The organism is Bradyrhizobium barranii subsp. apii (genome assembly GCF_011516635.5).
Lineage (GTDB): Bacteria > Pseudomonadota > Alphaproteobacteria > Rhizobiales > Xanthobacteraceae > Bradyrhizobium > Bradyrhizobium barranii.
Genome location: NZ_CP096255.1, coordinates 4,585,493 through 4,608,496, shown reverse-complemented (window position 1 = coordinate 4,608,496; position 23,004 = coordinate 4,585,493). Strand labels below are relative to the sequence as shown.

The 23,004-nt window shown below is 65.1% G+C and carries 23 protein-coding genes and 3 pseudogenes; 17 read left to right on the top strand and 9 right to left on the bottom strand.

Going from position 1 to position 23,004, the window contains the following annotated elements; translation table 11 throughout:
• Positions 1 to 82 precede the first annotated feature (82 nt).
• Positions 83 to 1,108 carry an NAD(P)H-dependent flavin oxidoreductase gene (locus HAP41_RS21895; protein WP_166097089.1) on the bottom strand — a complete coding sequence of 342 codons (1,026 nt, stop codon included), beginning with the start codon at positions 1,106 to 1,108 and terminating at the stop codon, positions 83 to 85.
• Between the two features lie 97 nt (positions 1,109 to 1,205).
• Here HAP41_RS21895 and HAP41_RS21890 point away from each other — a divergent pair, with 97 nt between their 5' ends.
• On the top strand, positions 1,206 to 2,096 hold the full coding sequence (locus HAP41_RS21890) for a LysR family transcriptional regulator (protein ID WP_166097090.1): 891 nt from the start codon (positions 1,206 to 1,208) through the stop codon (positions 2,094 to 2,096).
• Between the two features lie 187 nt (positions 2,097 to 2,283).
• A complete protein-coding gene (locus HAP41_RS21885) occupies positions 2,284 to 3,219 on the top strand; it encodes a cyclase family protein (protein ID WP_166097091.1) in 936 nt (311 codons plus the stop codon).
• A gap of 67 nt (positions 3,220 to 3,286) precedes the next feature.
• Here HAP41_RS21885 and HAP41_RS21880 read toward each other — a convergent pair whose 3' ends face one another.
• Positions 3,287 to 3,502, bottom strand: coding sequence for a hypothetical protein (locus HAP41_RS21880; protein ID WP_038936344.1), 216 nt, complete (start codon positions 3,500 to 3,502; stop codon positions 3,287 to 3,289).
• 46 nt (positions 3,503 to 3,548) lie between these two features.
• On the opposite strand from HAP41_RS21880, the gene ruvX reads away from it, so the two are divergent.
• The gene (ruvX, locus tag HAP41_RS21875; protein ID WP_166097092.1) at positions 3,549 to 4,034 is read left to right on the top strand and encodes a Holliday junction resolvase RuvX; all 486 of its coding nucleotides are present in this window, start codon (positions 3,549 to 3,551) and stop codon (positions 4,032 to 4,034) included.
• 3 nt (positions 4,035 to 4,037) lie between these two features.
• Positions 4,038 to 4,961 carry an AEC family transporter gene (locus HAP41_RS21870; RefSeq protein WP_166097093.1) on the top strand — a complete coding sequence of 308 codons (924 nt, stop codon included), beginning with the start codon at positions 4,038 to 4,040 and terminating at the stop codon, positions 4,959 to 4,961.
• 15 nt (positions 4,962 to 4,976) lie between these two features.
• Here the strand turns inward: HAP41_RS21870 and HAP41_RS21865 are convergent, their stop codons facing one another.
• Both HAP41_RS21865 and HAP41_RS21860 read right to left on the bottom strand, forming a co-directional pair.
• Positions 4,977 to 5,741 (bottom strand): CPBP family intramembrane glutamic endopeptidase, encoded by a 765-nt coding sequence (locus tag HAP41_RS21865; RefSeq protein ID WP_166097094.1) that lies wholly within the window; start codon positions 5,739 to 5,741, stop codon positions 4,977 to 4,979.
• 54 nt (positions 5,742 to 5,795) lie between these two features.
• Complete coding sequence (locus HAP41_RS21860) at positions 5,796 to 6,554, bottom strand: M15 family metallopeptidase (protein ID WP_166105859.1); 759 nt, start codon at positions 6,552 to 6,554, stop codon at positions 5,796 to 5,798.
• A gap of 214 nt (positions 6,555 to 6,768) precedes the next feature.
• On the opposite strand from HAP41_RS21860, the gene HAP41_RS21855 reads away from it, so the two are divergent.
• The 4 genes from HAP41_RS21855 to HAP41_RS21840 all read left to right on the top strand — a co-directional run bounded on the left by HAP41_RS21855 (position 6,769) and on the right by HAP41_RS21840 (position 11,082).
• Positions 6,769 to 7,716: an aspartate carbamoyltransferase catalytic subunit gene (locus HAP41_RS21855; RefSeq protein ID WP_014494716.1), complete on the top strand. Its 948-nt coding sequence runs from the start codon at positions 6,769 to 6,771 to the stop codon at positions 7,714 to 7,716.
• Between the two features lie 5 nt (positions 7,717 to 7,721).
• Positions 7,722 to 9,023, top strand: a complete 1,302-nt coding sequence (locus tag HAP41_RS21850; RefSeq protein ID WP_166105861.1) for a dihydroorotase — start codon at positions 7,722 to 7,724, stop codon at positions 9,021 to 9,023.
• A 47-nt stretch (positions 9,024 to 9,070) separates the two neighbouring features.
• A complete protein-coding gene (gene plsY / locus HAP41_RS21845; RefSeq protein ID WP_063986317.1) occupies positions 9,071 to 9,667 on the top strand; it encodes a glycerol-3-phosphate 1-O-acyltransferase PlsY in 597 nt (198 codons plus the stop codon).
• 212 nt (positions 9,668 to 9,879) lie between these two features.
• Positions 9,880 to 11,082 (top strand): patatin-like phospholipase family protein, encoded by a 1,203-nt coding sequence (locus tag HAP41_RS21840; RefSeq protein WP_166097095.1) that lies wholly within the window; start codon positions 9,880 to 9,882, stop codon positions 11,080 to 11,082.
• Here the strand turns inward: HAP41_RS21840 and HAP41_RS21835 are convergent.
• Positions 11,074 to 12,318 carry an amidase gene (locus HAP41_RS21835; protein ID WP_166097096.1) on the bottom strand — a complete coding sequence of 415 codons (1,245 nt, stop codon included), beginning with the start codon at positions 12,316 to 12,318 and terminating at the stop codon, positions 11,074 to 11,076. The two genes, HAP41_RS21840 and HAP41_RS21835, sit on opposite strands and share 9 nt — an antisense overlap.
• 312 nt (positions 12,319 to 12,630) lie before the next feature.
• Between HAP41_RS21835 and HAP41_RS21830 the strand changes: the two genes are divergently transcribed.
• From HAP41_RS21830 to dprA, 6 genes and pseudogenes are all read left to right on the top strand, one after another.
• Positions 12,631 to 13,056 carry a DoxX family protein gene (locus tag HAP41_RS21830; RefSeq protein ID WP_063982811.1) on the top strand — a complete coding sequence of 142 codons (426 nt, stop codon included), beginning with the start codon at positions 12,631 to 12,633 and terminating at the stop codon, positions 13,054 to 13,056.
• 106 nt (positions 13,057 to 13,162) lie between these two features.
• Positions 13,163 to 13,276, top strand: a pseudogene (locus HAP41_RS50065) (DNA-processing protein DprA); the annotation flags it as partial.
• Positions 13,277 to 13,435: 159 nt separating this feature from the next.
• Positions 13,436 to 13,933: an ABC transporter substrate binding protein gene (locus tag HAP41_RS21825; RefSeq protein WP_224580775.1), complete on the top strand. Its 498-nt coding sequence runs from the start codon at positions 13,436 to 13,438 to the stop codon at positions 13,931 to 13,933.
• A gap of 60 nt (positions 13,934 to 13,993) precedes the next feature.
• Positions 13,994 to 14,829 (top strand): annotated as a pseudogene (locus tag HAP41_RS21820) (IS5 family transposase).
• Positions 14,741 to 15,397 (top strand): ABC transporter substrate-binding protein, encoded by a 657-nt coding sequence (locus HAP41_RS21815; RefSeq protein WP_248577237.1) that lies wholly within the window; start codon positions 14,741 to 14,743, stop codon positions 15,395 to 15,397. The pseudogene HAP41_RS21820 and the gene HAP41_RS21815 overlap by 89 nt, the downstream one beginning before the upstream one ends.
• A gap of 109 nt (positions 15,398 to 15,506) precedes the next feature.
• Complete coding sequence (dprA, locus tag HAP41_RS21810) at positions 15,507 to 16,649, top strand: DNA-processing protein DprA (RefSeq protein ID WP_166097097.1); 1,143 nt, start codon at positions 15,507 to 15,509, stop codon at positions 16,647 to 16,649.
• On the opposite strand, the gene HAP41_RS21805 is transcribed toward dprA, so the two are convergent.
• Positions 16,646 to 17,056, bottom strand: coding sequence for a winged helix-turn-helix transcriptional regulator (locus HAP41_RS21805; RefSeq protein ID WP_028152772.1), 411 nt, complete (start codon positions 17,054 to 17,056; stop codon positions 16,646 to 16,648). The two genes, dprA and HAP41_RS21805, sit on opposite strands and share 4 nt — an antisense overlap.
• Positions 17,057 to 17,140: 84 nt before the next feature.
• Here HAP41_RS21805 and HAP41_RS21800 point away from each other — a divergent pair, with 84 nt between their 5' ends.
• Entirely contained in the window at positions 17,141 to 17,749 is a 609-nt protein-coding gene (locus HAP41_RS21800; protein ID WP_014494708.1) for an FMN-dependent NADH-azoreductase, read from the top strand.
• 58 nt (positions 17,750 to 17,807) lie between these two features.
• Here HAP41_RS21800 and HAP41_RS21795 read toward each other — a convergent pair.
• A pseudogene (locus HAP41_RS21795) lies at positions 17,808 to 17,989 on the bottom strand (hypothetical protein).
• Between the two features lie 174 nt (positions 17,990 to 18,163).
• Positions 18,164 to 18,958 carry an SDR family oxidoreductase gene (locus tag HAP41_RS21790; RefSeq protein ID WP_166097098.1) on the bottom strand — a complete coding sequence of 265 codons (795 nt, stop codon included), beginning with the start codon at positions 18,956 to 18,958 and terminating at the stop codon, positions 18,164 to 18,166.
• Positions 18,959 to 19,058: 100 nt separating this feature from the next.
• On the opposite strand from HAP41_RS21790, the gene HAP41_RS21785 reads away from it, so the two are divergent.
• Complete coding sequence (locus HAP41_RS21785; RefSeq protein WP_085398829.1) at positions 19,059 to 19,526, top strand: winged helix-turn-helix transcriptional regulator; 468 nt, start codon at positions 19,059 to 19,061, stop codon at positions 19,524 to 19,526.
• 263 nt (positions 19,527 to 19,789) lie between these two features.
• Here HAP41_RS21785 and HAP41_RS21780 read toward each other — a convergent pair whose 3' ends face one another.
• A complete protein-coding gene (locus tag HAP41_RS21780) occupies positions 19,790 to 20,029 on the bottom strand; it encodes a hypothetical protein (RefSeq protein WP_071913093.1) in 240 nt (79 codons plus the stop codon).
• A gap of 226 nt (positions 20,030 to 20,255) precedes the next feature.
• Here HAP41_RS21780 and topA point away from each other — a divergent pair, with 226 nt between their 5' ends.
• Positions 20,256 to 23,003 (top strand): type I DNA topoisomerase, encoded by a 2,748-nt coding sequence (gene topA / locus HAP41_RS21775; protein WP_166097099.1) that lies wholly within the window; start codon positions 20,256 to 20,258, stop codon positions 23,001 to 23,003.
• Position 23,004: the final 1 nt, after the last annotated feature.

Below are 23,004 nucleotides of genomic sequence, written 5' to 3'. Positions count from 1 at the left end.
TCCCTCTCCCCTTGTGGGAGAGGGTGGATCGCCGCGCAGCGGCGAGACGGGTGAGGGGTTTGCATCCGCGGAGACAGACCCCTCATCCGGCGCGGATTGCATCCGCGCCACCTTCTCCCACAAGGGGAGAAGGAAAAGAAGAAACCGAGTTGCGCCGGCCGGCGAGCAATTGCTCCGCTTCAATCGCAATCCGCTCCACGATCTCGGCCGCCGGTGCAATATCATGAATCAATCCGACCGCCTCGCCCGCAATCACGGCCGCGACATCGAAATTGCCGGCTGCTTTCGCGGCCGCATAGTCCGCCGCGACTGCGGCAACATTCTGCATCAGCTCGACCTCGCGGCCGATCCAGCGCCTGGCGTGGTCGTTGATGAGGCACCTTCCCGTGAACGGCGCCGGCCAGACATTGTTGCGCGAGAGATCGAAGATGATGCCGCGCACGGTCGTGCCGCTGTTCGCTGCGCAGATACGCCGCTTGGCCTCCTCCGCGCCATCAGCCTCCTGGCTCGCATAGAAGCGCGTGCCGAGCAGCACGCCGCTCGCGCCCAGCATCATCATGGCGGCGAGACCGCGCCCGTCGGCGATGCCGCCGGCCGCGACGACAGGCACGTGGCCCGCGGCAAGATCGACGATTGCAGGCACGAGATCGACGGTGGTGCGGGAGGCGCCGTGACCGCCCGCCTCCGTGCCCTGCGCGATCAGAATGTCGGCGCCGGCATCGAGCGCCTGCCGCGCCATGGCTTCATCCTGCACCTGGCAGATCAGGCGTGCGCCTGCGGACTTGATCTTCGGCGCGAATGGCGCGGGATCGCCAAACGACAACATGATCGCAGACGGTCTTGCGGCAAGTGCGACATCGAACAGCTCGGGCCGCTTGGCGAGACTCCAGGTAATGAAGCCGATCCCGAATGGCGCCGACAAGCCCGCAAGCTTCGCCGTCTCCTGCTCCAGCCACACCTTCTCGCCATAGCCACCGCCCAGAATGCCGAAACCGCCGGCACGGCTCACAGCCGTCACAAGCCGGCTGCCGGCAACGATGTCCATCGGCGCCAGCAGGATGGGATGCTCAATCTCCAACAGCCTAGTCAGCGACGTCTCAATGGGCATAGCCCCTCCCTGATCTGGACAGGAAGACTAGGCGCGACTAGCATTCTCGAAAAATGAATTGTTGCGAACGCTGCCATCACAAAAGCGAAACGACGCCATGGAACTCAGCGATATCCAGACCTTTGCCGCGGTCGCCCGTACCGGCGGCATCACCCGCGCCGCGGAAGAGCTCAACACGGTGCAATCCAACGTCACCCAACGCGTGAAGGCGCTGGAAGCGGAGATCGGCACACCGCTGTTCGAGCGCCACAGCCGCGGCATGACGTTGACCGGCGCCGGCAAACGCCTCCTGCCCTACGCACAGCGGATGGCCGCGCTATCGCGGGAGGCCGTGCTCGCCGCGCGTGACGACGGCGAGCCGAAGGGACCGCTCGCGATCGGCTCGATGGAGACGACCGCAGCCGTGCGCTTGCCGTCCCTCCTCGCCGATTTCCACCGCAGCTTCCCTGCCGTGCGGCTGAGCCTGCGCACCGCGACCACCGCCGACCTCGTCGCGGGCGTGCTCGAAGGCACGCTCGACGGTGCCTTCGTCGCGGGTCCCATCGCACATGCCGACCTCACTGCGACGAGCGCGTTTCGTGAAGAGCTGGTGCTGGTCAGCGCGCGGCGCTGGGCCTCGCTTGCCGAGCTGCGCGCCGGCACGCCGGAGTCCGGTCCGACCGCGTTGGTGTTCCGCACCGGCTGCACCTACCGCCAGCGTCTCGAACAGATTTTTGTCGAGTTCGGCTGGCCGTCGGCGGCACGCTTCGAGCTCGGCACGCTCGACGGCATGATCGGCTGTGTCGCCGCCGGCATGGGCGTCACGCTGCTGCCGCGCGCCGTGGTCGAACGCAGCGCGATGGCCGGCAGCGTGTCGATCCACGCGCTGGGCCCGTCACATGCGCGCGTCGAGACGCTCTTCATCCAGCGCAGCGGCGGACATCAATCTAGCGCGCTTCAAGGTTTCATGTCCTGCCTAAAGAAAGACAACGACGTCATCGCGGCATGACACCGGCGCAGCGTTCCACGTGGCGAAATTCGTCACAAATCCATCGCGCTTGAATTAGTCTGCGCTGCGTTCAGCCGCCGCAGCGCGGCACCGCGAAATGCTTTGAAGCACGCATCCGTTCTACGTTAGGATGTGTCACTGGCCAGCGCAAAAACACAACGAAGCCAAAACATCGGGAGGACTATCGATGCGCAATACGCTCGTGTTGTGCTGTGTCGCCGCGTTGTCGGCGATATCAGGAACTGCAAGCGCACAAGACTGGACCAAATCGAAATGGGGACCGAACGACGAGATCGGTGCCGCCAATTACATGACGCCGGAGCTGGTGGTGAAGGCCGCCTCGCTGGTGAAGACCGGCAAGACCTACGCCCTCGGCATTCCCGTCACGCCACAGACACCCGCCTATCCGCCACGCACGTTCAAGCTCACGATCGTTCAGCCCGGACAGGCCGGCAGCCCGGGTCTCGGTCCGAACAAGGCGACCTACAACGACGACATCCTCGACACCTGGGTCGGCATCGGCAGCCAGCTCGACGGTCTCGGCCATCTCGGCGTCGAGCACGTCTATTACAACGGCAACAAGCTCGCCGATTTCGCTGATCCGAATGGCTTGAAGAAGCTCGGCATCGAGAAGGTCCCACCGATGGTCACGCGCGGCGTGCTGCTCGACATGGCCGCCTATTTCAAGACCGACATCGTGAAGGAAGGCACCGCCTTCAACGTCAAGGAGATCGAGGAAGCCGCCAAGCAGCAGAACGTCGAGATCCTCCAGGGCGACGTCGTCATCTTCCACACCGGCTGGCTCAGCCTGATCGGCAAGGACGACAAGCGCTACTCGGCCGGCGAGCCCGGTCTCGGCGTCGAAGGCGCGAAGTACCTGACCGGCAAGGGCGTGGTCGCCATCGGTGCCGACACCTGGGCGCTCGAGGTGCTGCCGTTCGAGTCCAAGAACGTTTTCGAGGTGCATCAGATCCTGCTCGCCATGAACGGGACCTACATCCTCGAGAACATGGACACGGCGGCGCTCGCAAAGGACAAGGGCTATGAATTCCTGTTCGTGCTCGGCCAGCCGCGCTGGACCGGCGGCGTGCAGGCCATGATCAACCCGATTGCGATCCGCTGATCGGCGACGTACTCAATGGGCGAGGATCGGCCTGCCGCCCGGCAGGCGCCCTCGCCCGACCTGTCCGTCATCGCGGCCTCAGATGCCATCGCCGCAATGCAACGAAGGCCCAGATGGCTTCGACGAGGCCAAACGGCCAGGCGCCTTGCAGGAAGCCGTAAGCCGAGCCGAGCGCGCAGGACGCCGCGAACAGCAGCACGAACCAATGGCTGCGATCCTCCAGGGCATAGCAGACCAGCATCGCCGTCACGGCAAACAGGCCGAATAGTGTCAGTGCATCCATGTTCCGGGTTCACTCCGCGGCGCGACGCGTGATATGCGCTAACACCATGCCGGCTCTTATCCTGCCTCTCGTCGATGCTGCAACCCACTGGCCCGAACGCGGCGGGTTGGTCGGCCTTGACCTCGGCACCAAGACCATTGGTGTTGCCGTGTCCAATCCGGACCGGCGGTTAGCTACGGGCGTCGAGACCATCCAGCGCAAGGCGTTCAAGCAGGACGCGGCGCGGCTGCTCGCGATCGCGGCCGAGCGCAAGGCGGTCGGCTTCGTGCTCGGCCTGCCCATCAACATGGACGGCAGCGAGGGCCCGCGCGCGCAATCGACCCGCGCCTTCGCCCGCAACCTTGCCGGGTTGACCACACTCCCCATCGGCCTCTGGGACGAGCGTCTGTCGACCGCAGCGGTCGAGCGCGAGCTGATCGGCATGGACGTCAGCCGCGCCAAGCGCGCCGAAGTGATCGACGAGCACGCCGCGATCTTCATCCTGCAAGGCGCGCTCGACCGCCTCGCCAATCTTCGCACGGCATCGGGCTGATCCATGGCCGTCGTGATCGCGGCGCTGCTGCCGGTCTTCATCCTCATCGTGCTCGGCGTGGTGCTCAGGCGCACCCTGATGCGGCTCGACACGCAATGGCACGGGCTGGAGCGGCTGACCTATTTCGTGCTGTTCCCGATGCTGCTGATCCAGACGCTGGTGAAGGCCGACCTCTCCAGGGTGCCGGTCGCCGGCGTCGGCGGCGCGCTGCTGCTGTCGGTGCTGGCGATGTCACTGCTCTGCCTCGCGCTCCGCCCGGCGCTCGCACGGTTCGACATCGACGGCCCCGCCTTCACCTCGATCTTCCAGGGCGCGACGCGCTGGCAGACCTATGTCGCGCTCTCGGTGTCGGCCAACATGTTCGGCGATGTCGGACTGGCGCTGGCCTCGGTGGCGATGGTCGCGATCATTCCGCTGGTCAATGTGTTCAGCGTTGCCGTGCTCGCGCACTATGCTTCACCCGAGAAGCAGTCCGCCCGCGCCATCGTCATGACGGTGGTCCGCAATCCCCTGATCTGGGCTTGCGTGATCGGCCTCGTCATCAACGTCATTCATCTGCCGCTGCCAAAGATCTGGCACGAGGTCGCGGATGCCCTTGGCCGGTCCTCGCTCGCCATCGGCCTGCTCGTCACCGGCGCCGGCCTGCAGCTCAAGGGCCTGCTCCGCCCGAGCGTGAGCGCAACCATCGGCGTGGCGTTCAAACTGGCGCTGATGCCCGTGCTGGCGCTGGCGCTCGCCGCCTGGTTCGGTCTCTCGGGCGACAGCCTGGCGATCGTCGCAATCTGCGCGGCGGTGCCGACCTCGCCCAGCGCCTATGTGCTGGCCCGCCAGATGGGCGGCGATGCGCCGCTGCTGGCGCAGATCATCACGTTGCAGACGATCTTGGCGGCGGTCACAATGCCGATCGCGATCGCGCTGGTGGCTTAGACCTCGTGCGAGGCCTCAGCTCCCCAGCCACATCGTCAGCACCACCGCAGTCAGATTGTTCAGCGCGTGCAGCAGGATCGTGAGCCAGAGCGAGTTGGCGCGATAACGCATGTAGCCGAACCACAGGCCGATGGAGAAGACCTCGGCGAGGAAGTACATGTCGTACTGCAGGTGCACGACCGTCCACACCAGTGACGACAGGATGATCGCGCCGGGCACGCGCAGGAAGCTCGCCGACCAGCCGCGAAACAGGAAGCCGCGCGCCAAAACCTCTTCCGACATCGGCGCAGCAACACTGAAGGCGAACAGCAACATCACAGCCGCGCCCTTGTCGCGGCCCGATTTCAACAGATCGGTCATGAAGCCCGGCGTCGCCTCGCGACCCAGGCTCCGCGACATCGTCTCCCAGGCGACCACGATCAGGACAAGCCCGATGGCGCCGAACAGCATTTGCTTCCAGGACGGCCAATGCAGCGCGAGATAGTCGACGAACGAGGCCTTCTTGATGCGGATGGCGAGCCACACCGCGGCCAGCGTCGCCGGCAGGCCCATGGTCACCGACAGCGCGAGCGCCGCGGGCTCGCGACCGACGCGCTGTAGCGACATCAGGTCGAGGGGGTCGCCGCGGTCCCAGACCAGATAGAGGATGGCACCGACCTGGCCGAGAAACATCGCGACGAAGATGAGCAGGCCCCACACCGCCGTGCCCCAGAATTTCCAGACGCGCGGTGCGGCTGGCGTCACGGTCATCGGCGGGAGATCGGGATTGAGGGAGTCCATTCAAGCGCTTTCGTTGGGACGGCACCGTCATTCCGGGGCCGTTCGCACGACGATCTACTTCGTTCGCGGCGAAATCGGGAAATCATAGGCCGCCCCGTCCGCCCCCGGCAGGGAAAAATGCCACCACTCCTTCGCATAGTTCACAAAGCCTTGCTTCGCCATCGCGGCCACCAGCCGCTTGCGCCAGGCACGCTGGTCCGGATTGATCGACGGTGCCGCAGTGTGCCCCTTCGTGTCGGTGCAGTCGTAGCCCGTGCCCATGTCGACGCTGCCCTCCGGCAATCGCGCCTCGACCGGCGCCGTGCAATCGGCATAGGCTTTTGACGGATCGTATCTGGCGGAATTGTCAGCCTTGAGATCGACCAGCGTGAGATCTAGCGCCGCGCCCGTGGAATGCTGCGAGCGGCTCGCGATGTAGCCGAGGCGGAACAGCTCGCTCTTCGGGATCTTCGGATTGTAGCGCCGCTCGGCCGCCGTCTCGTAGCCGTTCTGCGACCACTTCACCATGTCGAGCGAGGCCCGCGCCGGCCGGTAGCAGTCGAACATCTTCAGCGACAGGCCTTGCGCCGCCAGCTCCTGCTGAACCGCCTTCAGCCGCAGCCCCACCTCCCGCTTCACCACGCATTCGCCGGCGCCGTAGCCGGCCAGCGGACGGCCGACGAAATTGTTCGAGGTGGCGTAGCGGATGTCCTGGATGATGCCGGGATCGATGTCGCGCAGATAGACGAAGCCGCCGGGGAGCGATTGGGCATGGGCCTCGGCCGTTATCATCGTCAGCGCAATCACAATTCGGATTAACTTCACGTGATCCATCCCCATCGTCATGGCCGGGCTCGTCCCGGCCATCCACGTCCTTTTGCCTCAAATGCGATAGAAGATCGTGGATGCCCGGGACAAGCCCGGGCATGACGGAGATACTGGCGACAGGCCACGCCTGAGCGACGAACCTGACAGATCAGGGGATAACTCCCCGCCCCGGCATTGGCCCTTGCCCCCCCAGCCATCCCCGCCTATAGCTCTCGTTTTAATGACATCGAAATCGACCTTCGTCCTCGGCCACCGGCATTTGCTGGGCATCGAGGGCCTTTCCGCGGCCGACATCACCGGCCTCCTCGACCTGTCCGAAGAATATGTCGAGCTCAACCGCCAGGTTGACAAGAAGCGCACCGTCCTGCGTGGACGGACGCAGGTAAATCTGTTCTTCGAGGCCTCGACCCGGACCCAGTCCTCGTTCGAGCTCGCCGGCAAACGGCTGGGCGCCGACGTCATGAACATGTCGGTCTCCTCCTCGTCCATCAAGAAGGGCGAGACGCTGGTCGACACCGCGATGACGCTGAACGCCATGCATCCGGATATCCTGGTGGTGCGCCATCACGCCTCCGGCGCGGTGGAACTGCTGGCGCGCAAGGTCGACGGTTCCGTGATCAATGCCGGCGACGGCGCGCACGAGCATCCGACGCAGGCGCTGCTCGACGCGCTGACCATTCGCCGCAACAAGGGCCGGATCGAGGGCCTCGTGGTCGCGATCTGCGGCGACGTGCTGCATTCGCGTGTCGCCCGTTCCAACATCATCCTGCTCAACACCATGGGCGCCCGCGTCCGCGTCGTCGGCCCTTCCACGCTGCTGCCGCCAGGCATCGAGCGCATGGGGGTCGAGGTTGCGCGCGACATGCGCGAAGGGCTCAACGGCGCCGATATCGTCATGATGCTGCGGCTCCAGCGCGAGCGCATGAACGGCTCCTTCGTGCCGTCGACCTCCGAATATTTCAACTATTTCGGGCTGGACCAGAAAAAGCTCGCTTACGCCAAGCCGGATGCTCTCGTCATGCATCCCGGCCCGATGAACCGCGGCGTCGAGATCGACACAGCGGTCGCCGACGGCGCGCAATCGCTGATCCGCGAACAGGTCGAGATGGGCGTGGCGGTACGGATGGCCGTGCTCGAAGCGCTCGCCCGCAACTTGCCGAACGCGTGATGCTCATGCTGACTGACCGCCGTCCCATCCTGCTTGCCAACGCCCGCGTCGTCGATCCCTCCAGGGATTTCGACGGCCCCGGCGATGTCCTGATTGCCGATGGCATCATCCGCGAGACCCGCCGCGGGATCGGAGCGGCCGGCGTCCCCGAGGGCACCGACGTCGTCAACTGCGCCGGCAAGATCGTGGCCCCCGGCCTGGTCGACATGCGCGCCTTCGTCGGCGAGCCCGGCTTCAGCCACCGCGAGACCTTTGCGTCCGCGAGCCAGGCGGCCGCGACCGGCGGCATCACCACCATCATCTGCCAGCCCGACACGTCTCCGGTGATCGATAACTCGGCAACCGTCGACTTCGTGATGCGCCGCGCCCGCGACACCGCGATCGTCAACATCCTGCCGATGGCGGCGCTCACCAAGGGCATGCACGGCGAGGAGATGACCGAGTTCGGCCTGCTCAAGGCCGCCGGCGCGATCGCCTTCAGCGACAGCGACAAGAGCGTGATCAACGCGCAGGTGATGCGCCGCGCGCTAACCTACGCGCGCGATTTCGACGCGCTGATCGTGCATTACACCGAGGATCCCGATCTCGTCGGCGAAGGCGTGATGAACGAGGGCGAGTTCGCCTCGCGGCTCGGCCTGATGGGCATCCCGAACGCGGCGGAGGCCGTGATGCTGGAACGCGACATGCGTCTCGTCGCGCTCACCGGCGGGCGCTATCACGCGGCCTCGCTGTCCTGTATCGACTCGCTCGACGTCCTCAAGCGCGCCCGCGACGCCGGCCTCGCCGTGACCGCCTCCGTCTCGATCAATCATCTTGCGCTGAACGAGAACGATATCGGCCCCTACCGATCGTTCCTGAAGCTGTCGCCGCCGCTGCGGACCGAGGACGACCGGCGCGCGCTGGTCGCAGCGGTCGCCTCCGGCCTCGTCGACGTCATCATGTCCGACCACAATCCGCAGGACGTCGAGGTCAAGCGCCTGCCGTTCGCGGAAGCCGCACCCGGCGCCATCGGGCTCGAGACCATGCTGCCGGCGGGCCTTCGCCTCGTGCACAATGAGGAACTCGACCTGAAGACTCTGATCCGGGCCATGTCGACGCGGCCGGCCGAGATCCTGGGCCTGCCGGGTGGAACCCTGCGCACGGGCAGCCCGGCCGATGTCATCGTGATCGATCCCGATGTGCCCTGGATCGTCGATCCCGCCGACCTCAAATCGCCCTGCAAGAACACGCCGTTCGACGAGGCCCGCTTTACAGGCCGCGTGGTGCGCACCATTGTCGGCGGACGGACGGTGTACGAGCATGTCTGACGGGCAAATTCATGCGTGGCGTCGCAGTTCAGCATGGAGATGCGGCCATGGGGCTTGAAGCCTTCCTGCCGGTGGCCTTCGTCATCGGCTACCTGCTCGGCTCGATTCCGTTCGGGCTGGTCCTGACCAAACTCGCCGGCACGCAGGATATTCGCTCGATCGGCTCCGGCAGCATCGGCGCCACCAACGTGCTGCGCACGGGCCGCAAGAGCCTTGCCGCGGGCACCCTGCTGCTCGACGCGCTCAAGGGCACGGTCGCGGTGGTGATCGCCGGCTACATCGCGGGGCCCAACGCCGCCATGGTTGCCGGTCTCGGCGCCTTCCTCGGCCATCTCTTCCCGGTCTGGCTGAAGTTCAAAGGCGGCAAGGGCGTCGCCGTCTATATCGGCATCCTGCTCGGCCTGTTCTGGCCCGGCGCGATCGTGTTCTGCCTGCTTTGGCTCGCCACCGCCTTCACCACCCGCTACTCCTCGCTCTCCGCGCTGGTGGCGGCGTTCATCACCCCGATTTTCCTGTGGTGGTTCGGGCATCTCGCGCTCGCATCGCTGTTCGCCGCGCTGACGCTGCTCTTGTTCTACGCGCATCGCGAGAACATCAAGCGACTGCAATCCGGCAAGGAAAGCCGGATCGGCGAGAAGGCCTAGAGCGTTTTCGAGCGAAGTGGATACCGGTTCGCGTCAAGAAAACGCGTCAAAACAAAATCCCAAGGCCGGAAAAAGTACGGATATCGCCGCACCGCCTCCGCATTATGTGCCAATTCCTGTTCGCAACTCGGAAGCTGCTCGCGGCCGGAGTGGCGAACGAGTTCCACGCCTGTCATCCTGACAGCGGAAATGGCGTTACGCGGTAGCTCAGAATGAGCGAGAAGATTGTCGGCGCGCATGACGGGCCTGGTTCGCACGGTGCTTCCAGCACCGCAGCAAGCCGGCTGCTCTCGATGACCAATGTCTGGTCCGATGCGCCCTCGCCGCTGCCCGCGCCCGAGCCTGCTCCCGTACCCCCGCCAGTGACCCGGCCTGCGCCCGTCGCGCAAGCCGCCGCGCCAGTCGAGATCGTGACCATTGCCGCGCCGGTCGCGCCCGTGCAGCCGCGCTCCAGCCAATGGCCGCCGCAAAGAGTGTCGCTGGCCCTTCAGGGCGGCGGCACTTTTGCGGCCTTCACCTGGGGCGTGCTGGAGCGGTTGCTGGAACACCCGACCATCCAGATCGACACCATCAGCGGCGCCAGTGCCGGCGCCATCAATGCGCTGCTGCTCGCCTCCGGCCTCGCCGAAGGCGGACGCGAAGGCGCCCATTCGCGGTTGAACCGGTTCTGGGCCCGCCTGATGCACGAGGCCTCGTTCCGCTCCTTGATGCTGGTCGGCGGATTCTCGCCGGCGGGAAGCTCGGTCGCATTCGGTCCGACGTTGCGCTCCGGCCAGTTCGATCCGTTCGATCTCGATCCGCTGCGGCTGGCGCTATCGCGCGACATCGATTTTGCCGCCTTGCGCGACGCGGCCTGCCCAAAACTGCTGATCGCCGCGACGCGAATCCGCGATGGGCAGCAGCAGATCTTCCGCAACGATTGCATTACCGCCGACGTCGCGCTGGCCTCAACCTGCCCGCCTTTGGTTCACTGCGCCGTCGAGGTCGACGGCGAGGCCTATTGGGATGGCGGCATTGGCGGCAATCCGCCGCTGGTGCGCCTGGCGCAGGAATCGACAGCCTCCGACCTGCTGCTCGTCCAGGTCACGCCCACGCGCGACAGCTACGTGCCGATCACGCTCGCCGCGATCGACCGCAGGCTCGACCAGATCGCGGCCAATGCCGCTCTCAACGCCGAGATCGCGGCGCTGGAATGGGCGCGAGCCACCGCCGCACCTTCGCTGCGGCTCTCCAGGATCGCGGCCGAAGACTCCATTGAGGGCCTGGCGCAGCGCTCATCCACCGATCTCGGCCGCGGCTTCATTCGCACGCTGCACCGGAGTGGCCGCGAGGCCGCCGAGCGTTGGCTCGGACAAGGCGCGACAGGCGCCGGGGCCGAACGCGCACTGCCCGCCGCTGAGCCTGCGCTAGCCTGATTTCGCGAGCGCGTCCTCCAGGAACCATGCCGCCGCAAGCGCCCCCGGATCGTTGCCGAAGCGCGCGATCACCTGCACGCCGATCGGCAGGCCACCCACTTTCATCACCGGCACGTTGACGCACGGGTTGCCCATCAGCGTCCAGAGCCGGTTGTAGCGAGGCGAGCCGGTCGAGGCGAGCTCCTTGGCCGGCGCGGTGCCCGGCGCCGAATAGGTCAGCAGCACGTCAAAACCCTCGAACAGCTCGCCGAGCTCGCGGCGGCCACGGCGGGCGATCCGACGCGCGTCGTCATACTGCTTCGGCGTCAAGCCGACGGTGTCATCGAGGCTGGCACGCAGCATCGGCGCGATCTCGTCATGATGCTCCGAAAACTCCCAGGCCAACGCGCGATGCGCCTCGAAATCCTGGATGATCGGGTGGATGCGCCAGGCTTCCTGCACCGACTCCGGCAGATTGATGGTCTTGACACTGGCTCCGGCCTTCTCGGCCGCCTTGATCGCAGCCTGCAAGCCCTCTTCCGCCGCCGGCTCCACGGCCTCGGCAAACTCCTGCCTCACCACGCCGATGCGCGGCGCCTTGGCCGCGGCGATGCCATCGAATTCAGTACGGCCGGTGATCGCCAGCAGCCCGCGCGCGAGATCTTCCGCGCGCGATCCGAACAGGCCGACAGTATCGAGCGCCCACGAGTAGCACTTCACGCCGATGGTCGGCAGCATCCGGAACGACGGCTTGATCGCGGCAGCCCCGCAATAGGCGGCGGGCCGGATCACCGATCCGCCGGTCTGGGTGCCCAGCGCTAGCGGAATCATGCCGGCGCCGACGGCCGCAGCCGAGCCCGAGGACGAGCCGCCCGGCGTATGGCCGAGATTGTGCGGATTGAGCGTCGGGGTCGGATCGCGCGAGGCGAACGCCGTGGTGGTGGTCTTGCCGATGATGGTGGCGCCTGCCCGCTTCAGCATCATCACGACCGGCGCGTCCGAGCGCGGCTGCCAGCCGCGATAGATCTCCGAGCCCATCTCGGTCGGCATGTTGGCGGTGTCGATGATGTCCTTGATGCCGACGGCGATGCCGCGCAGCGGGCCGGAGGCTTGCGCCTTCGCGGATTTGTCGTGACGGACGAAGGCGTGGACGTCCTTCTCCCTGGCCTCGATCGCCGCGTGCGACTGGGCGATGGCGTCATCGGGCGAAAGCTCGCCCGCTTCGATGCGGCGCTGGAGGTCGGCGAGTGAGATCATGGCAATACCCTTCTTATTGCCATCGCTTTTAGCATCGGGACGAGGTCGCGCAAGCGCACGTGGACGCGGTCGATCCATGCGTGCAGTCGACCGGGACCAGCGGCTCGACCAGAGCATCCGCGTCCGCGGGCGCCGCGCGGATGAGATCAAAAATGGAAACAGTATCTTTCAATTATTTCTATTTTTATCGCGATTCAATCGAGCCAGTGTGAGGTCACAACGCAGGGCCCTGCGGCGCGCACTCTCTTACGAACCATAAACGCCTGGTGCGTCACCGCCGTCGGACCTCAACCAAGCACAGGAGCGATGACCATGGATACGACCCGTTATGCTTCCCTCGTTGGCCGCCTGCTGATCGGCCTCCCGTTTGCAATGAGTGGCTTCAGCAAGCTCACCGCTTATGGTGCGACGACCGCTTACATCGCCGCTGCGGGATTGCCGGTGCCCCCGTTGGCATATGCGATCGCAGTTCTCGTCGAGCTCGGTGGCGGTCTCCTGCTGATCGCGGGCTATCAAGCCCGCTCGGTCGCGCTGGCGCTCGCCATATTCTCGCTGGCCGCGGCAGTCTCGTTCCACAACAACTTTGCCGACCAGAATCAGATGATCCACTTCCTCAAGAACGTGATGATGGCAGGCGGCCTGCTCCAGATCTTTGCCTTCGGTGCCGGTGCGCTCAGCCTTGACGCTCGCGTCTCGCGGAGCGGCGTCGCTGTCGCTCAGGCGGCCCACGCGCGTTGAATCGACGACCTTGCGGAAGACCCGTCGACCACGTCGGGTCTTCCTGCAGCGCCTTTGAAGCCCGATCAAGCGCACGCAACTGTTGCCCACGCCCTCAGGTTGTTCCATGCTGCCTCCACAAGGAGACGCCGTGGACGCCATCAATCCGAGCGTTGAGCTGACCGAGGCTGAGCGGATCGACCGCCTGCGGCTGATCCGCTCTGACAATGTCGGGCCGCGTGGCACTAACGCGGAAACGCCGCAACCTTTGCGTTAGTTCTAAATTGCCCCGACAATCAAGGCGATGAGATTCGAATTGCCGGACTGTTGGACGCTCTCGCCGTCTCGGCTTAGGCTGTGCGCCTTCTGACCCAACCTGTTCATTGACGCGGCTGGACCAATGTCGAAAAATGCTTACTCTCTGCCAGAGGATAAGCGATTTAGCGGTGCTATGAAACGACGCGGATTCATCACTTTGGCTGGCGGGGCGTTGGCGTGGGCAACGGCCGCACGCGCTCAGCAAGTGAAGCGCGTCTCGCGGATCGGCCTTTTCCTCCCCCCACCGCGAAATTCGGAGGTCGACGCGTTCCTCGTTGCGCTTCGCGGTCTCGGTTGGGTTGAGGGCGAGAACGTCCACGTTGAATATCGCGACGCCGACGGCGACGATAACCGGCTTCCGGCGCTGGCTGCTGAACTGGTCGCCCTCGGCGTCGACGTTCTCGTGACAGCCACATTTCCCGGGGTTCTTGCCGCGCACCGTGCGACGACCACAATTCCAACCGTGATGATCGTGGGTCCCGATCTGGTGACCTTGGGCCTTGCAGCCAGCATGGCTCATCCCGGTGGCAACATTACGGGACAGACCTTTTTCCTTAGTGTCTGTTCCAAAACATGTTGAGTCGAATGAATCGGTTGTGATTCAAGGTGAGCGGCCTGATTCGATGGGGACGCGCCGCCAATGTGGACTACCGAGAACCGTGCACGCTACGACCGCAGCCGCCTGCGCTATCCGAGCGACTTGACCGACGAGGAGTGGGCGCTGATCGCGCCTCGCATCCCGCCGGCCAAGCGCGGCGGCAACAAGCGTACGGTGGACCTGCGCGAGATTGCCAACGGGCTGATGTACATCCTGAGCACAGGTTGCCAGTGGCGCGCGATCCCCAAGGACCTGCCGCCGCGCTCGACGCTGTATGGCTACTTCGATCTGTGGAGCTGGAACGGCACGCTCGATAAAATTCATCACGCCCTCTATGTCGAATGTCGCGAAAGGGCCGAGCGCGAGGCTTCTCCCACCGCCGCCATCATCGATAGCCAGAGCGTGAAAAGCGCTGAAAAAGGGGGCCTCATGATCTCCATGGCTACGACGCGGGCAAGAAGATCAAGGGCAAGAAGCGGCACATTCTCGTCGACACGCAAGGCCTCTTGATGCACGCCATCGTGCATGCGGCGGACATCCAGGATCGCGACGGCGGCGTGCTCCTGATGGCAACGTTGTTCGGCCTCTATCCCTTTCTTCTGAAGCTCTACGCCGACGGCGGATATCAAGGGCCACATTTCCAGAAGGGGCTGCGTAGCGCTCTGAAGCGCGTGAACCTCGAAATCGTCAAACGCTCCGATCAGGCTCACCGTTTCGTCGTCTTGCCCAAACGCTGGATCGTCGAGCGTACCTTTGCCTGGCTCGGGCGATGCCGAAGACTGTCCAAAGATTGGGAATGCTTCAATCACAGGGCGCTCGCCTTTCTCAAGCTGGCCTCCATCCGACTCATGCTGCGAAAGCTATGCAATCCAAGGTAATCTTTCCGGACAGACTCTTACAGAACTAGCTGCGAAGCGGTTAGAGGTTCTTGCGAGCATAGCTCCCTCGATGACCCGCGCAGGGGTGCTCATGCAGCGAGGCAACCCCCTGAACAACGGCACCATGAGTGCCATGACGAACGCCGCGCGGGCAATGAAGGTTGAGCTGCGACCGATCGAGCTTGACGTCCCCGGCGACCTCGACAACGCGCTATCAATCGTCGGCTCCTCCGCCATGGACGGTCTCGTCATCACGGACGCCAATGCGTTTGTCACCAATTCGGCGTTGGTCTCGGCGATTGTCGACAAGTGCCGCGTGCCATCGATTGCCGCACCCATCGTCGCGTCCCGGGGGGGCGCACTGGTAGGGTACGGGGTAGACTTCACCTCCATGTTTCGCCGCGCCACTGTTTTCGTTGACAAGATATTGAAGGGCGCGAACCCGGCCGACATCCCCATCGAGCAGCCGACGCAGTTTAAGACGGTCATCAACTTGAAGACCGCCAAGGCGCTCGGCCTCGAGATACCGCAGTCGTTGCAGGTGCGCGCGGACGAGGTCATCGAATAGCAAAGGCCTTGAGGAATGAGGCAGCGCGTTGCTCCATTCCTCCTCCGCCCATGATTGGGGCGATAGAAACGACCACACGTCGCTGTTGCCCACGCCCTCAGGTTGTTCCATGCTACTCCCACAAGGAGACGCCGTGGACGCCATCAATCCGAGCGTGGAGCTGACTGAGCCTGACAGGATCGACCGCCTGCGGTTGATCCGCTCCGACAATGTCGGGCCGCGCACCTTCCGTTCGCTGGTCGACCATTTCGGCACGGCGCGCGCCGCGCTGGAGCGGCTGCCCGATCTGGCGCGCCGCGGCGGCGCGGCCCGTTCCGGGCGCATCTGTAGTGCCGACGAGGCGAAGGCCGAGCTCGCCGCGAGCCGAAAATTCGGCGTCGCCTGGCTCGCGCCCGGTGAGGACGGCTATCCGGCGCGGCTCGCGACACTCGACGATGCGCCGCCACTGCTCGCCGTGCGCGGCGACACCGCGACCCTGATGCGGCCGATGATCGCGATCGTCGGTTCGCGCAACGCCTCCGGCGCCGGCCTCAAATTCGCCGGCCAGCTCGCGCGTGAGCTTGGCGAAGCTGGCTTCATCGTCATCTCGGGGCTCGCCCGCGGCGTCGACCAGGCCGCGCACCGCGCCAGTGTCGAGAGCGGCACCATCGCGGTGCTCGCCGGCGGACATGATTGCATCTATCCGCCCGAGCATGGCGACCTGCTCGCCTCGATCCTCGATCACGCGGGCGCTGCGATTTCCGAGATGCCGCTCGGCCATGAGCCGCGCGCCCGTGACTTCCCCCGCCGCAACCGGCTGATCTCGGGCGCAGCCCTTGGCGTGGTCGTGGTCGAGGCGGCGCACCGCTCGGGCTCGCTGATCACCGCGCGCATGGCGGCCGAACAGGGCCGCGAGGTATTCGCGGTGCCCGGCTCGCCGCTCGACCCGCGCGCCGCCGGCACCAACGATCTGATCAAGCAGGGCGCAACGCTCGTCACCGAAGCCGCCGACATCATCAACGCTGTCGCACCGATCATGGAGCGGCCGCTGATGCATCCGGCGAGCGAGCCCGATAGCGAACCGTTCGAGAGCGACCCGCAATCACACGACCGCGACCAGATCACCGGCCTGCTCGGCCCTGCCCCCATCTCGATCGACGATCTCGTGCGGATGTCCGGCGCCTCGCCCGCGATCGTCCGCACCGTGCTGCTGGAGCTCGAGCTTGCGGGCCGCCTCGAACGCCACGGCGGCGGTCTCGTTTCTCTTCTCTAGGTGTCGTTGCGCTCATCGAACCGCGTGCGTGCCGCCGCGATCTGCGCCTGGTGCTCCTTCGCCCATAGCCCAAGCGCCATCACGGGCTGCTGGAGCCCGCGGCCAAGATCGGTCAGCTCATAGTCCACGCGCGGCGGAATGGTCGGGAAGATCGTGCGCGTGACGAGGCCGTCGCGCTCCAGCCCGCGCAGGGTCAAGGTCAGCATCCGCTGCGAGATGCCGTTGATCATCCGCTTCAGCTCGTTGAAGCGCTTGGGCCCGTCGCTCAGCATCATGATGACGAACACGCTCCATTTGTCGCCGACGCGCGCCAGGATCGAGGCGACCCCGCGGCAGTCCGCGTGGTCGCGATCCGGCATCTGGGGAGCAGGAAAATCGGTGTGTGCAGGTCTCAAAGATGTGCCCATGGCTCAAAAAAGTGCGTTCTTGCGGGGAATTTGACAGTCACTCATGTAGTGCGGGTTACAAATCTATACCATAGGTGAACCCCAATGAAACTCCTCCATATCGACTCCAGCGTGCTCGGCCCCCACTCCGTCTCACGGCAGGTTTCCGCCGCCATCGTCGACCGTCTCAGGCAGGCGACGCCGTCGCTCGACCTCGTCTACCGCGATTTGACGCAGATTCCGCTCGCCCACCTCTCCGGCTCGCACCTTGCGGCCGCGCAAGGCGCGCCGGCGCCGGCGGAACTCGGTCCCGACCTGGCCGCGAGCGCGGCCGTGCTCAACGAGTTCCTCGATGCCGATATCGTCGTGATCGGCGCGCCCATGTACAATTTTACGATCCCGAGCCAGCTCAAGGCCTGGATCGACCGCGTCCTGGTGGCGGGGAAAACGTTCAAATACGACGCGAACGGCCCGCAGGGCCTTGCCGGCAACAAGCGCGTGATCGTGGCGATCTCGCGCGGCGGCTATTACGGCCCGGGCACGCCGGCCGCCTCGCTCGAGCACCTCGAAACCTATTTGCGTGGCGTGTTCGCGTTCATGGGCATCACGAGCCCCGAATTCATCGTCGCCGACGGCATCCAGGTTGGCCCTGAGCATCGTGAGAAAGCGCTGGCCGGAGCGCTTCAGGCTGCCACCAGCCTGCAGGCGGCGTAAGACTTACGCCGACACCAGCCGCTGCCGGAGCCCGGCGGCGGCTGAGAATTCGACAGCGCTAAAACCAGGCGCCCTGAACGCCAAGAATGACGGCGACGAGCGAAATGAAAAGCCCGATGCCTGAGAAAAGTGCCACCCCGATGAACTCGGACCTATCGGAGTGCTTGGCTGGAATGGCGGAATGTTCGGTGTAAATCGCGGTTCTGAAATCGACGAAGAAATACGAGCTGCTTTTGACATCGCGGGCTCCCTGAAAGTGAGTCTTATGACCCTGCCCGCAAAAGGGTCTTGGCAGCGCAAGCGAAGGTTCAACGCCTCACGGAAGGTTCAGAGGAATACAGCCACCGAGGTGTAGGAACAGGCCGGCGCAACCGATGTCGTCGCGCCGACCGATTCAATTTTCGCAAACGTTGATCAGCCGCGATAGATCGGTGCGCCGCTCGGAGACGCCACCGCGCCGCCGTCGACGAAGATCTCCTGGCCCTGGATGTGCGCTGAATCATCCGAGGCGCGGAACAGCACCGTCTTCGAGATGTGATCTGGTTCACCAATGCGCCCCAACGGGGTCGACAGCGCGATGCGCTTCTCGAACTCCTTCTCCGCTTCGGGCGTTGCGATCGCGGCGCCCCAGATCGGCGTGCGGATCGCGCCGGGCGCGACGACGTTGACGCGAATCCCGCGCGGCGACAGTTCCGACGCCATGATCCGCGCCATCGCGCGCACGCCGGCCTTGGCGGCGCCATAGGCCGAATAGCCGGGAATGCCGAGCACGGAGATCACCGAGCCGTTGAGGATGATCGAGGCATTGTCGTTGAGATAAGGCAGCGCCGACTGCACCGTGAAGAACACGCCGGTGAGGTTGGTGCGGATGACCTTCTCGAAAACCTCCAGTGTCGCCGAACCGAGCGGCGTGCCGCCGGGAATGCCGGCATTGGCAAACACGATGTCGAGCTTGCCGAATTTTTCGGCGCCTTGCTTGATCGCCGCATCGGTCGCGGCAATGTCGGTGGCGTCGGCTGCGACCGCGAACCCGTTCGGGCCAAGCTCCTTCGCCGCGGCCTCCAGCGTCTCCTTGTTGCGCCCGGTGATGATCACCTTCGCACCCTCGGCCACGAACAGCTTTGCCGTCGCCAGGCCAATGCCGCTGTTGCCGCCCGTAATCAATGCCGTCTTGTTCTTCAGTCTTACGATCGTCTCCAGTGGTTGCATTATAAAACCATGTTGCCATCTAGGGCATATGGTTTTATGATGCAACCACACAAGCGCGTGATCGACGCCGAAATCGGGCGAACGCGACAGGACCAGGACGATGGTGAGACGAACGAGCTTCGAGGGCGATTCCTGCCCGATCGCGCGGTCGCTGGAAGCGATCGGCGATTGGTGGTCGCTGCTGATCATTCGCGAGGCGCTGTTCGGCCTGCGCCGCTTCGGCGAGTTTCAGAGCAAGCTCGGCATGGCCAAGAACATTCTGGCGGTGCGCCTGCGCGCGCTGGTCGACCACGGCATTCTCGCAACCGCCCCCGCCTCTGACGGCAGCGCCTATCAAGAGTATGTGCTGACGCCGAAAGGGCGCGGCACCTTCCCGATCCTGGTAGCGCTGCGGCAATGGAGCGAGGAGTTCGACGATCACCCCGAGCAGATCGCAACGATTCTGCTCGATCGCGAGAAAGGCCGACCGGTGAAGAAGCTCGAAATGCGCGCCGAGGACGGGCGGCTGCTCAGTCCCGCGGACACGATGGTGAAGCCGCGGCCGGCGCCGCGACGGCGGTCAGCCTGATCGCGGCACGCTGCCACCACACCGTCATTGCGAGCGCAGCGAGGCAATCCAGAGTTTCACCGCGGAGGGATTCTGGATTGCTTCGCTGCGCTCGCAATGACGACGTCGATGCGGCGCGCCTCCATGTATCGCCGTCACCCCGAGGTGGCCACTTCTTCAGCGGCCCTCGAAGGGCGAGGGCCCGGCTGCGGCATCTCGGCCGCTCATCCTTCGAGGCTCGCTACGCGAGCACCTCAGGATGACGGATTGGATGGTGAGCGCCGCTACGACAGCTTGCGCTTGCTCCGTAGCCGCAAGTGCTCGTCCGCCTCCAGCTTGGTCATGCCCAGGAGATAGTGCAGCACATCGAGCTTGTGGCGCTCGGCGAGCTTGCGCAAAGCCCCGACCTGCTCGGCGATGAAGGCGACGGCCTCATCGACGCCGCCCTCCCCTGGTTCCTCACCGCGCGAGCCTCCCGCCACGCCTGACGCGGCGCGCGCCCGTTTCTTTCCTGGCTTAGTCACCAGACCCCACCCGAATCCATGCCCCGGGCGACTCTACGCCGACATTGACCGCAACTCCAAGGTGGTATTTTGCAACTTTCTCGATATGAAACTTTTCCCATTTGGAGTGCTTTCAACACCCCTCGATTTGACAGCGAGGGCCTCACCACCCATGTTCGGGTCGAAACGGCCGATCCGAATCTCATCGAAAGCGGCTCGTAATTTCCCCGTAAGTTACTGGAACTACATGAATATCGTCATTGTGGAGTCGCCGGCGAAAGCCAAGACGATCAACAAGTATCTGGGCTCGTCCTACGAGGTTCTGGCCTCGTTTGGCCATGTCCGCGACCTCCCGGCGAAGAACGGTTCCGTCGATCCGGACGCAAATTTCAAGATGATCTGGGAGGTCGACCCCAAGGCGGCCGGCCGGCTCAACGATATCGCCAAGTCCCTGAAGAACGCCGACCGCTTGATTCTCGCGACCGACCCTGATCGCGAGGGCGAGGCCATCTCCTGGCACGTTCTGGAGGTGCTGAAGGAAAAGCGCGCGCTGAAGGACCAGAAGATCGAGCGCGTGGTGTTCAACGCCATCACCAAGCAGGCGGTCACGGATGCGATGAAGAATCCGCGCCAGATCGACGGTGCGCTGGTCGACGCCTACATGGCGCGCCGCGCGCTGGACTATCTGGTCGGCTTCACCCTCTCCCCCGTGCTGTGGCGCAAGCTGCCGGGCGCCCGCTCGGCAGGCCGCGTGCAGTCGGTGGCGCTGCGGCTGGTCTGCGACCGCGAACTGGAGATCGAGAAGTTCGTCGCGCGCGAATATTGGTCGTTGATCGCGACCCTGCTGACGCCGCGCGGCGACGCATTCGAGGCGCGGCTCGTCGGCGCCGACGGCAAGAAGATCCAGCGTCTCGACATCGGCACCGGTGCGGAAGCCGAAGACTTCAAGAGGGCGCTGGAAGCGGCCGCCTATGCCGTGACCGCGGTCGATGCCAAGCCGGCCCGGCGCAATCCGCAGGCGCCCTTCACCACCTCGACGCTGCAGCAGGAAGCCAGCCGCAAATACGGCTTTGCGCCGGCGCACACGATGCGCATCGCCCAGCGCCTTTATGAAGGCATCGACATCGGCGGCGAGACCACCGGACTCATTACTTATATGCGTACCGACGGCGTGCAGATCGATCCGTCCGCGATCACCCAGGCGCGCAAGGTGATCGGCGAGGATTACGGCAACGCCTATGTGCCGGAGGCCCCGCGCCAGTATCAGGCCAAGGCCAAGAACGCCCAGGAAGCGCACGAAGCGATCCGTCCGACCGACATGTCGCGCCGCCCTGACAGCATGAGCCGCAAGCTCGATGCCGACCAGGCGCGACTCTACGAGCTGATCTGGAAGCGCACCATCGCGAGCCAGATGGAATCGGCCGAGCTCGAGCGCACCACCGTCGACATCACCGCGAAGGCCGGCGGCCGCACGCTGGAGCTGCGAGCGACGGGTCAGGCCGTCAAGTTCGACGGCTTCCTCGCGCTCTACCAGGAAGGCCGCGACGACGAGGAAGACGACGATTCGCGCCGCCTGCCCGCCATGAGTGCGGGCGACGGCTTGAAGCGGCAGTCGCTCGCCGTCACCCAGCACTTCACCGAGCCGCCGCCGCGCTTCTCGGAGGCCTCGCTGGTCAAGCGCATGGAAGAGCTCGGCATCGGCCGTCCCTCGACCTATGCCTCGATCCTTCAGGTCCTGAAGGACCGCGGCTACGTCAAGCTCGAGAAGAAGCGCCTGCACGGCGAGGACAAGGGCCGCGTCGTGGTCGCCTTCCTCGAAAGCTTCTTCAGCCGCTACGTCGAATATGACTTCACCGCCAATCTGGAGGAGCAGCTCGACCGCATCTCCAACAACGAGATCTCCTGGCAGCAGGTGCTGAAGGACTTCTGGACCGGCTTCATCGGCGCCGTCGACGAGATCAAGGATCTGCGCGTCGCCCAGGTGCTCGACGTGCTCGACGACATGCTGGGCCAGCACATCTATCCGCCCCGCGCCGACGGTGGCGACATCAGGCAGTGCCCGAGCTGCGGCAACGGCCGGCTCAATCTCAAGGCCGGCAAGTTCGGCGCCTTCGTCGGCTGCTCGAACTATCCGGAATGCCGCTACACCCGCCAGCTCGCCGCCGACAGCGAGACCACCGCCGACCGTTCGCTCGGCCAGGACCCCGACACCGGTCGCGATGTCTGGGTCAAGGCCGGCCGCTTTGGGCCCTACATCCAGCTCGGCGAGCCCAAGGATTATGAGGAAGGCGAGAAGCCGAAGCGCGCGGGCATCCCGAAGGGCACCTCGCCGGGCGATGTCGAGCTCGAGCTTGCGCTGAAGCTGTTGTCGCTGCCGCGCGAGATCGGCAAGCATCCGGAGACCGGTCAGCCGATCACGGCAGGACTCGGCCGTTTCGGGCCGTTCGTGAAGCACGAGAAGACCTACGCCAGCCTGGAGAGCGGCGACGAAGTCTTCGACATCGGCCTCAACCGCGCGGTGACGCTGATCGCGGAAAAGGTCGCGAAGGGCCCGAGCCGCCGCTTCGGCGCCGACCCCGGCAAGGCGATCGGCGATCATCCGACGCTGGGCACCGTCACGGTGAAGAGCGGCCGTTACGGCGCCTATGTCACGGCAGGCGGCGTCAACGCGACGATCCCGGCCGAGTTCGAAAAGGACACCGTCACGCTGCCGCAGGCGATCGCGCTGATCGACGAGCGCGCGGCCAAGGGCGGCGGCAAGACCAAGGCGAAGAAAGCCGCGAAGCCGGCCAAGGCCAAGAAGGCTGCGGCGAAGTCCGCGGACGGCGATGACGCCGCGCCGAAGCCGAAGAAACCGGCCGCGAAGAAGGCAGCCAAACCCAAATCCGAATCCACCAGCAAGGCGCGCGCCGCCGTGTCGTCGACCGCAAAAACGTCGCCGACCAAGGCCGCCGCCCCCAAGGCTCCGGCCAAGAAGAGTGCCGGCAAGACCTAGA

What these genes read in the sequence shown, in the direction of transcription:
- HAP41_RS21855 (WP_014494716.1), top strand. Translation starts at nt 6,769, where the DNA reads ATGACATCGAAATCGACCTTCGTCCTCGGCCACCGGCATTTGCTGGGC.
- HAP41_RS21840 (WP_166097095.1), top strand. Translation starts at nt 9,880, where the DNA reads ATGAGCGAGAAGATTGTCGGCGCGCATGACGGGCCTGGTTCGCACGGT.
- HAP41_RS21835 (WP_166097096.1), bottom strand. Translation starts at nt 12,318, where the DNA reads ATGATCTCACTCGCCGACCTCCAGCGCCGCATCGAAGCGGGCGAGCTT.
- ruvX (WP_166097092.1), top strand. Translation starts at nt 3,549, where the DNA reads ATGCCGGCTCTTATCCTGCCTCTCGTCGATGCTGCAACCCACTGGCCC.
- HAP41_RS21880 (WP_038936344.1), bottom strand. Translation starts at nt 3,502, where the DNA reads ATGGATGCACTGACACTATTCGGCCTGTTTGCCGTGACGGCGATGCTG.
- HAP41_RS21890 (WP_166097090.1), top strand. Translation starts at nt 1,206, where the DNA reads ATGGAACTCAGCGATATCCAGACCTTTGCCGCGGTCGCCCGTACCGGC.
- plsY (WP_063986317.1), top strand. Translation starts at nt 9,071, where the DNA reads ATGGGGCTTGAAGCCTTCCTGCCGGTGGCCTTCGTCATCGGCTACCTG.
- HAP41_RS21850 (WP_166105861.1), top strand. Translation starts at nt 7,722, where the DNA reads ATGCTGACTGACCGCCGTCCCATCCTGCTTGCCAACGCCCGCGTCGTC.
- dprA (WP_166097097.1), top strand. Translation starts at nt 15,507, where the DNA reads ATGCTACTCCCACAAGGAGACGCCGTGGACGCCATCAATCCGAGCGTG.
- HAP41_RS21825 (WP_224580775.1), top strand. Translation starts at nt 13,436, where the DNA reads ATGTCGAAAAATGCTTACTCTCTGCCAGAGGATAAGCGATTTAGCGGT.
- HAP41_RS21805 (WP_028152772.1), bottom strand. Translation starts at nt 17,056, where the DNA reads ATGGGCACATCTTTGAGACCTGCACACACCGATTTTCCTGCTCCCCAG.
- HAP41_RS21885 (WP_166097091.1), top strand. Translation starts at nt 2,284, where the DNA reads ATGCGCAATACGCTCGTGTTGTGCTGTGTCGCCGCGTTGTCGGCGATA.
- HAP41_RS21790 (WP_166097098.1), bottom strand. Translation starts at nt 18,958, where the DNA reads ATGCAACCACTGGAGACGATCGTAAGACTGAAGAACAAGACGGCATTG.
- HAP41_RS21895 (WP_166097089.1), bottom strand. Translation starts at nt 1,108, where the DNA reads ATGCCCATTGAGACGTCGCTGACTAGGCTGTTGGAGATTGAGCATCCC.
- HAP41_RS21800 (WP_014494708.1), top strand. Translation starts at nt 17,141, where the DNA reads ATGAAACTCCTCCATATCGACTCCAGCGTGCTCGGCCCCCACTCCGTC.
- HAP41_RS21865 (WP_166097094.1), bottom strand. Translation starts at nt 5,741, where the DNA reads ATGGACTCCCTCAATCCCGATCTCCCGCCGATGACCGTGACGCCAGCC.
- HAP41_RS21860 (WP_166105859.1), bottom strand. Translation starts at nt 6,554, where the DNA reads ATGGATCACGTGAAGTTAATCCGAATTGTGATTGCGCTGACGATGATA.
- topA (WP_166097099.1), top strand. Translation starts at nt 20,256, where the DNA reads ATGAATATCGTCATTGTGGAGTCGCCGGCGAAAGCCAAGACGATCAAC.
- HAP41_RS21785 (WP_085398829.1), top strand. Translation starts at nt 19,059, where the DNA reads ATGGTGAGACGAACGAGCTTCGAGGGCGATTCCTGCCCGATCGCGCGG.
- HAP41_RS21870 (WP_166097093.1), top strand. Translation starts at nt 4,038, where the DNA reads ATGGCCGTCGTGATCGCGGCGCTGCTGCCGGTCTTCATCCTCATCGTG.
- HAP41_RS21830 (WP_063982811.1), top strand. Translation starts at nt 12,631, where the DNA reads ATGGATACGACCCGTTATGCTTCCCTCGTTGGCCGCCTGCTGATCGGC.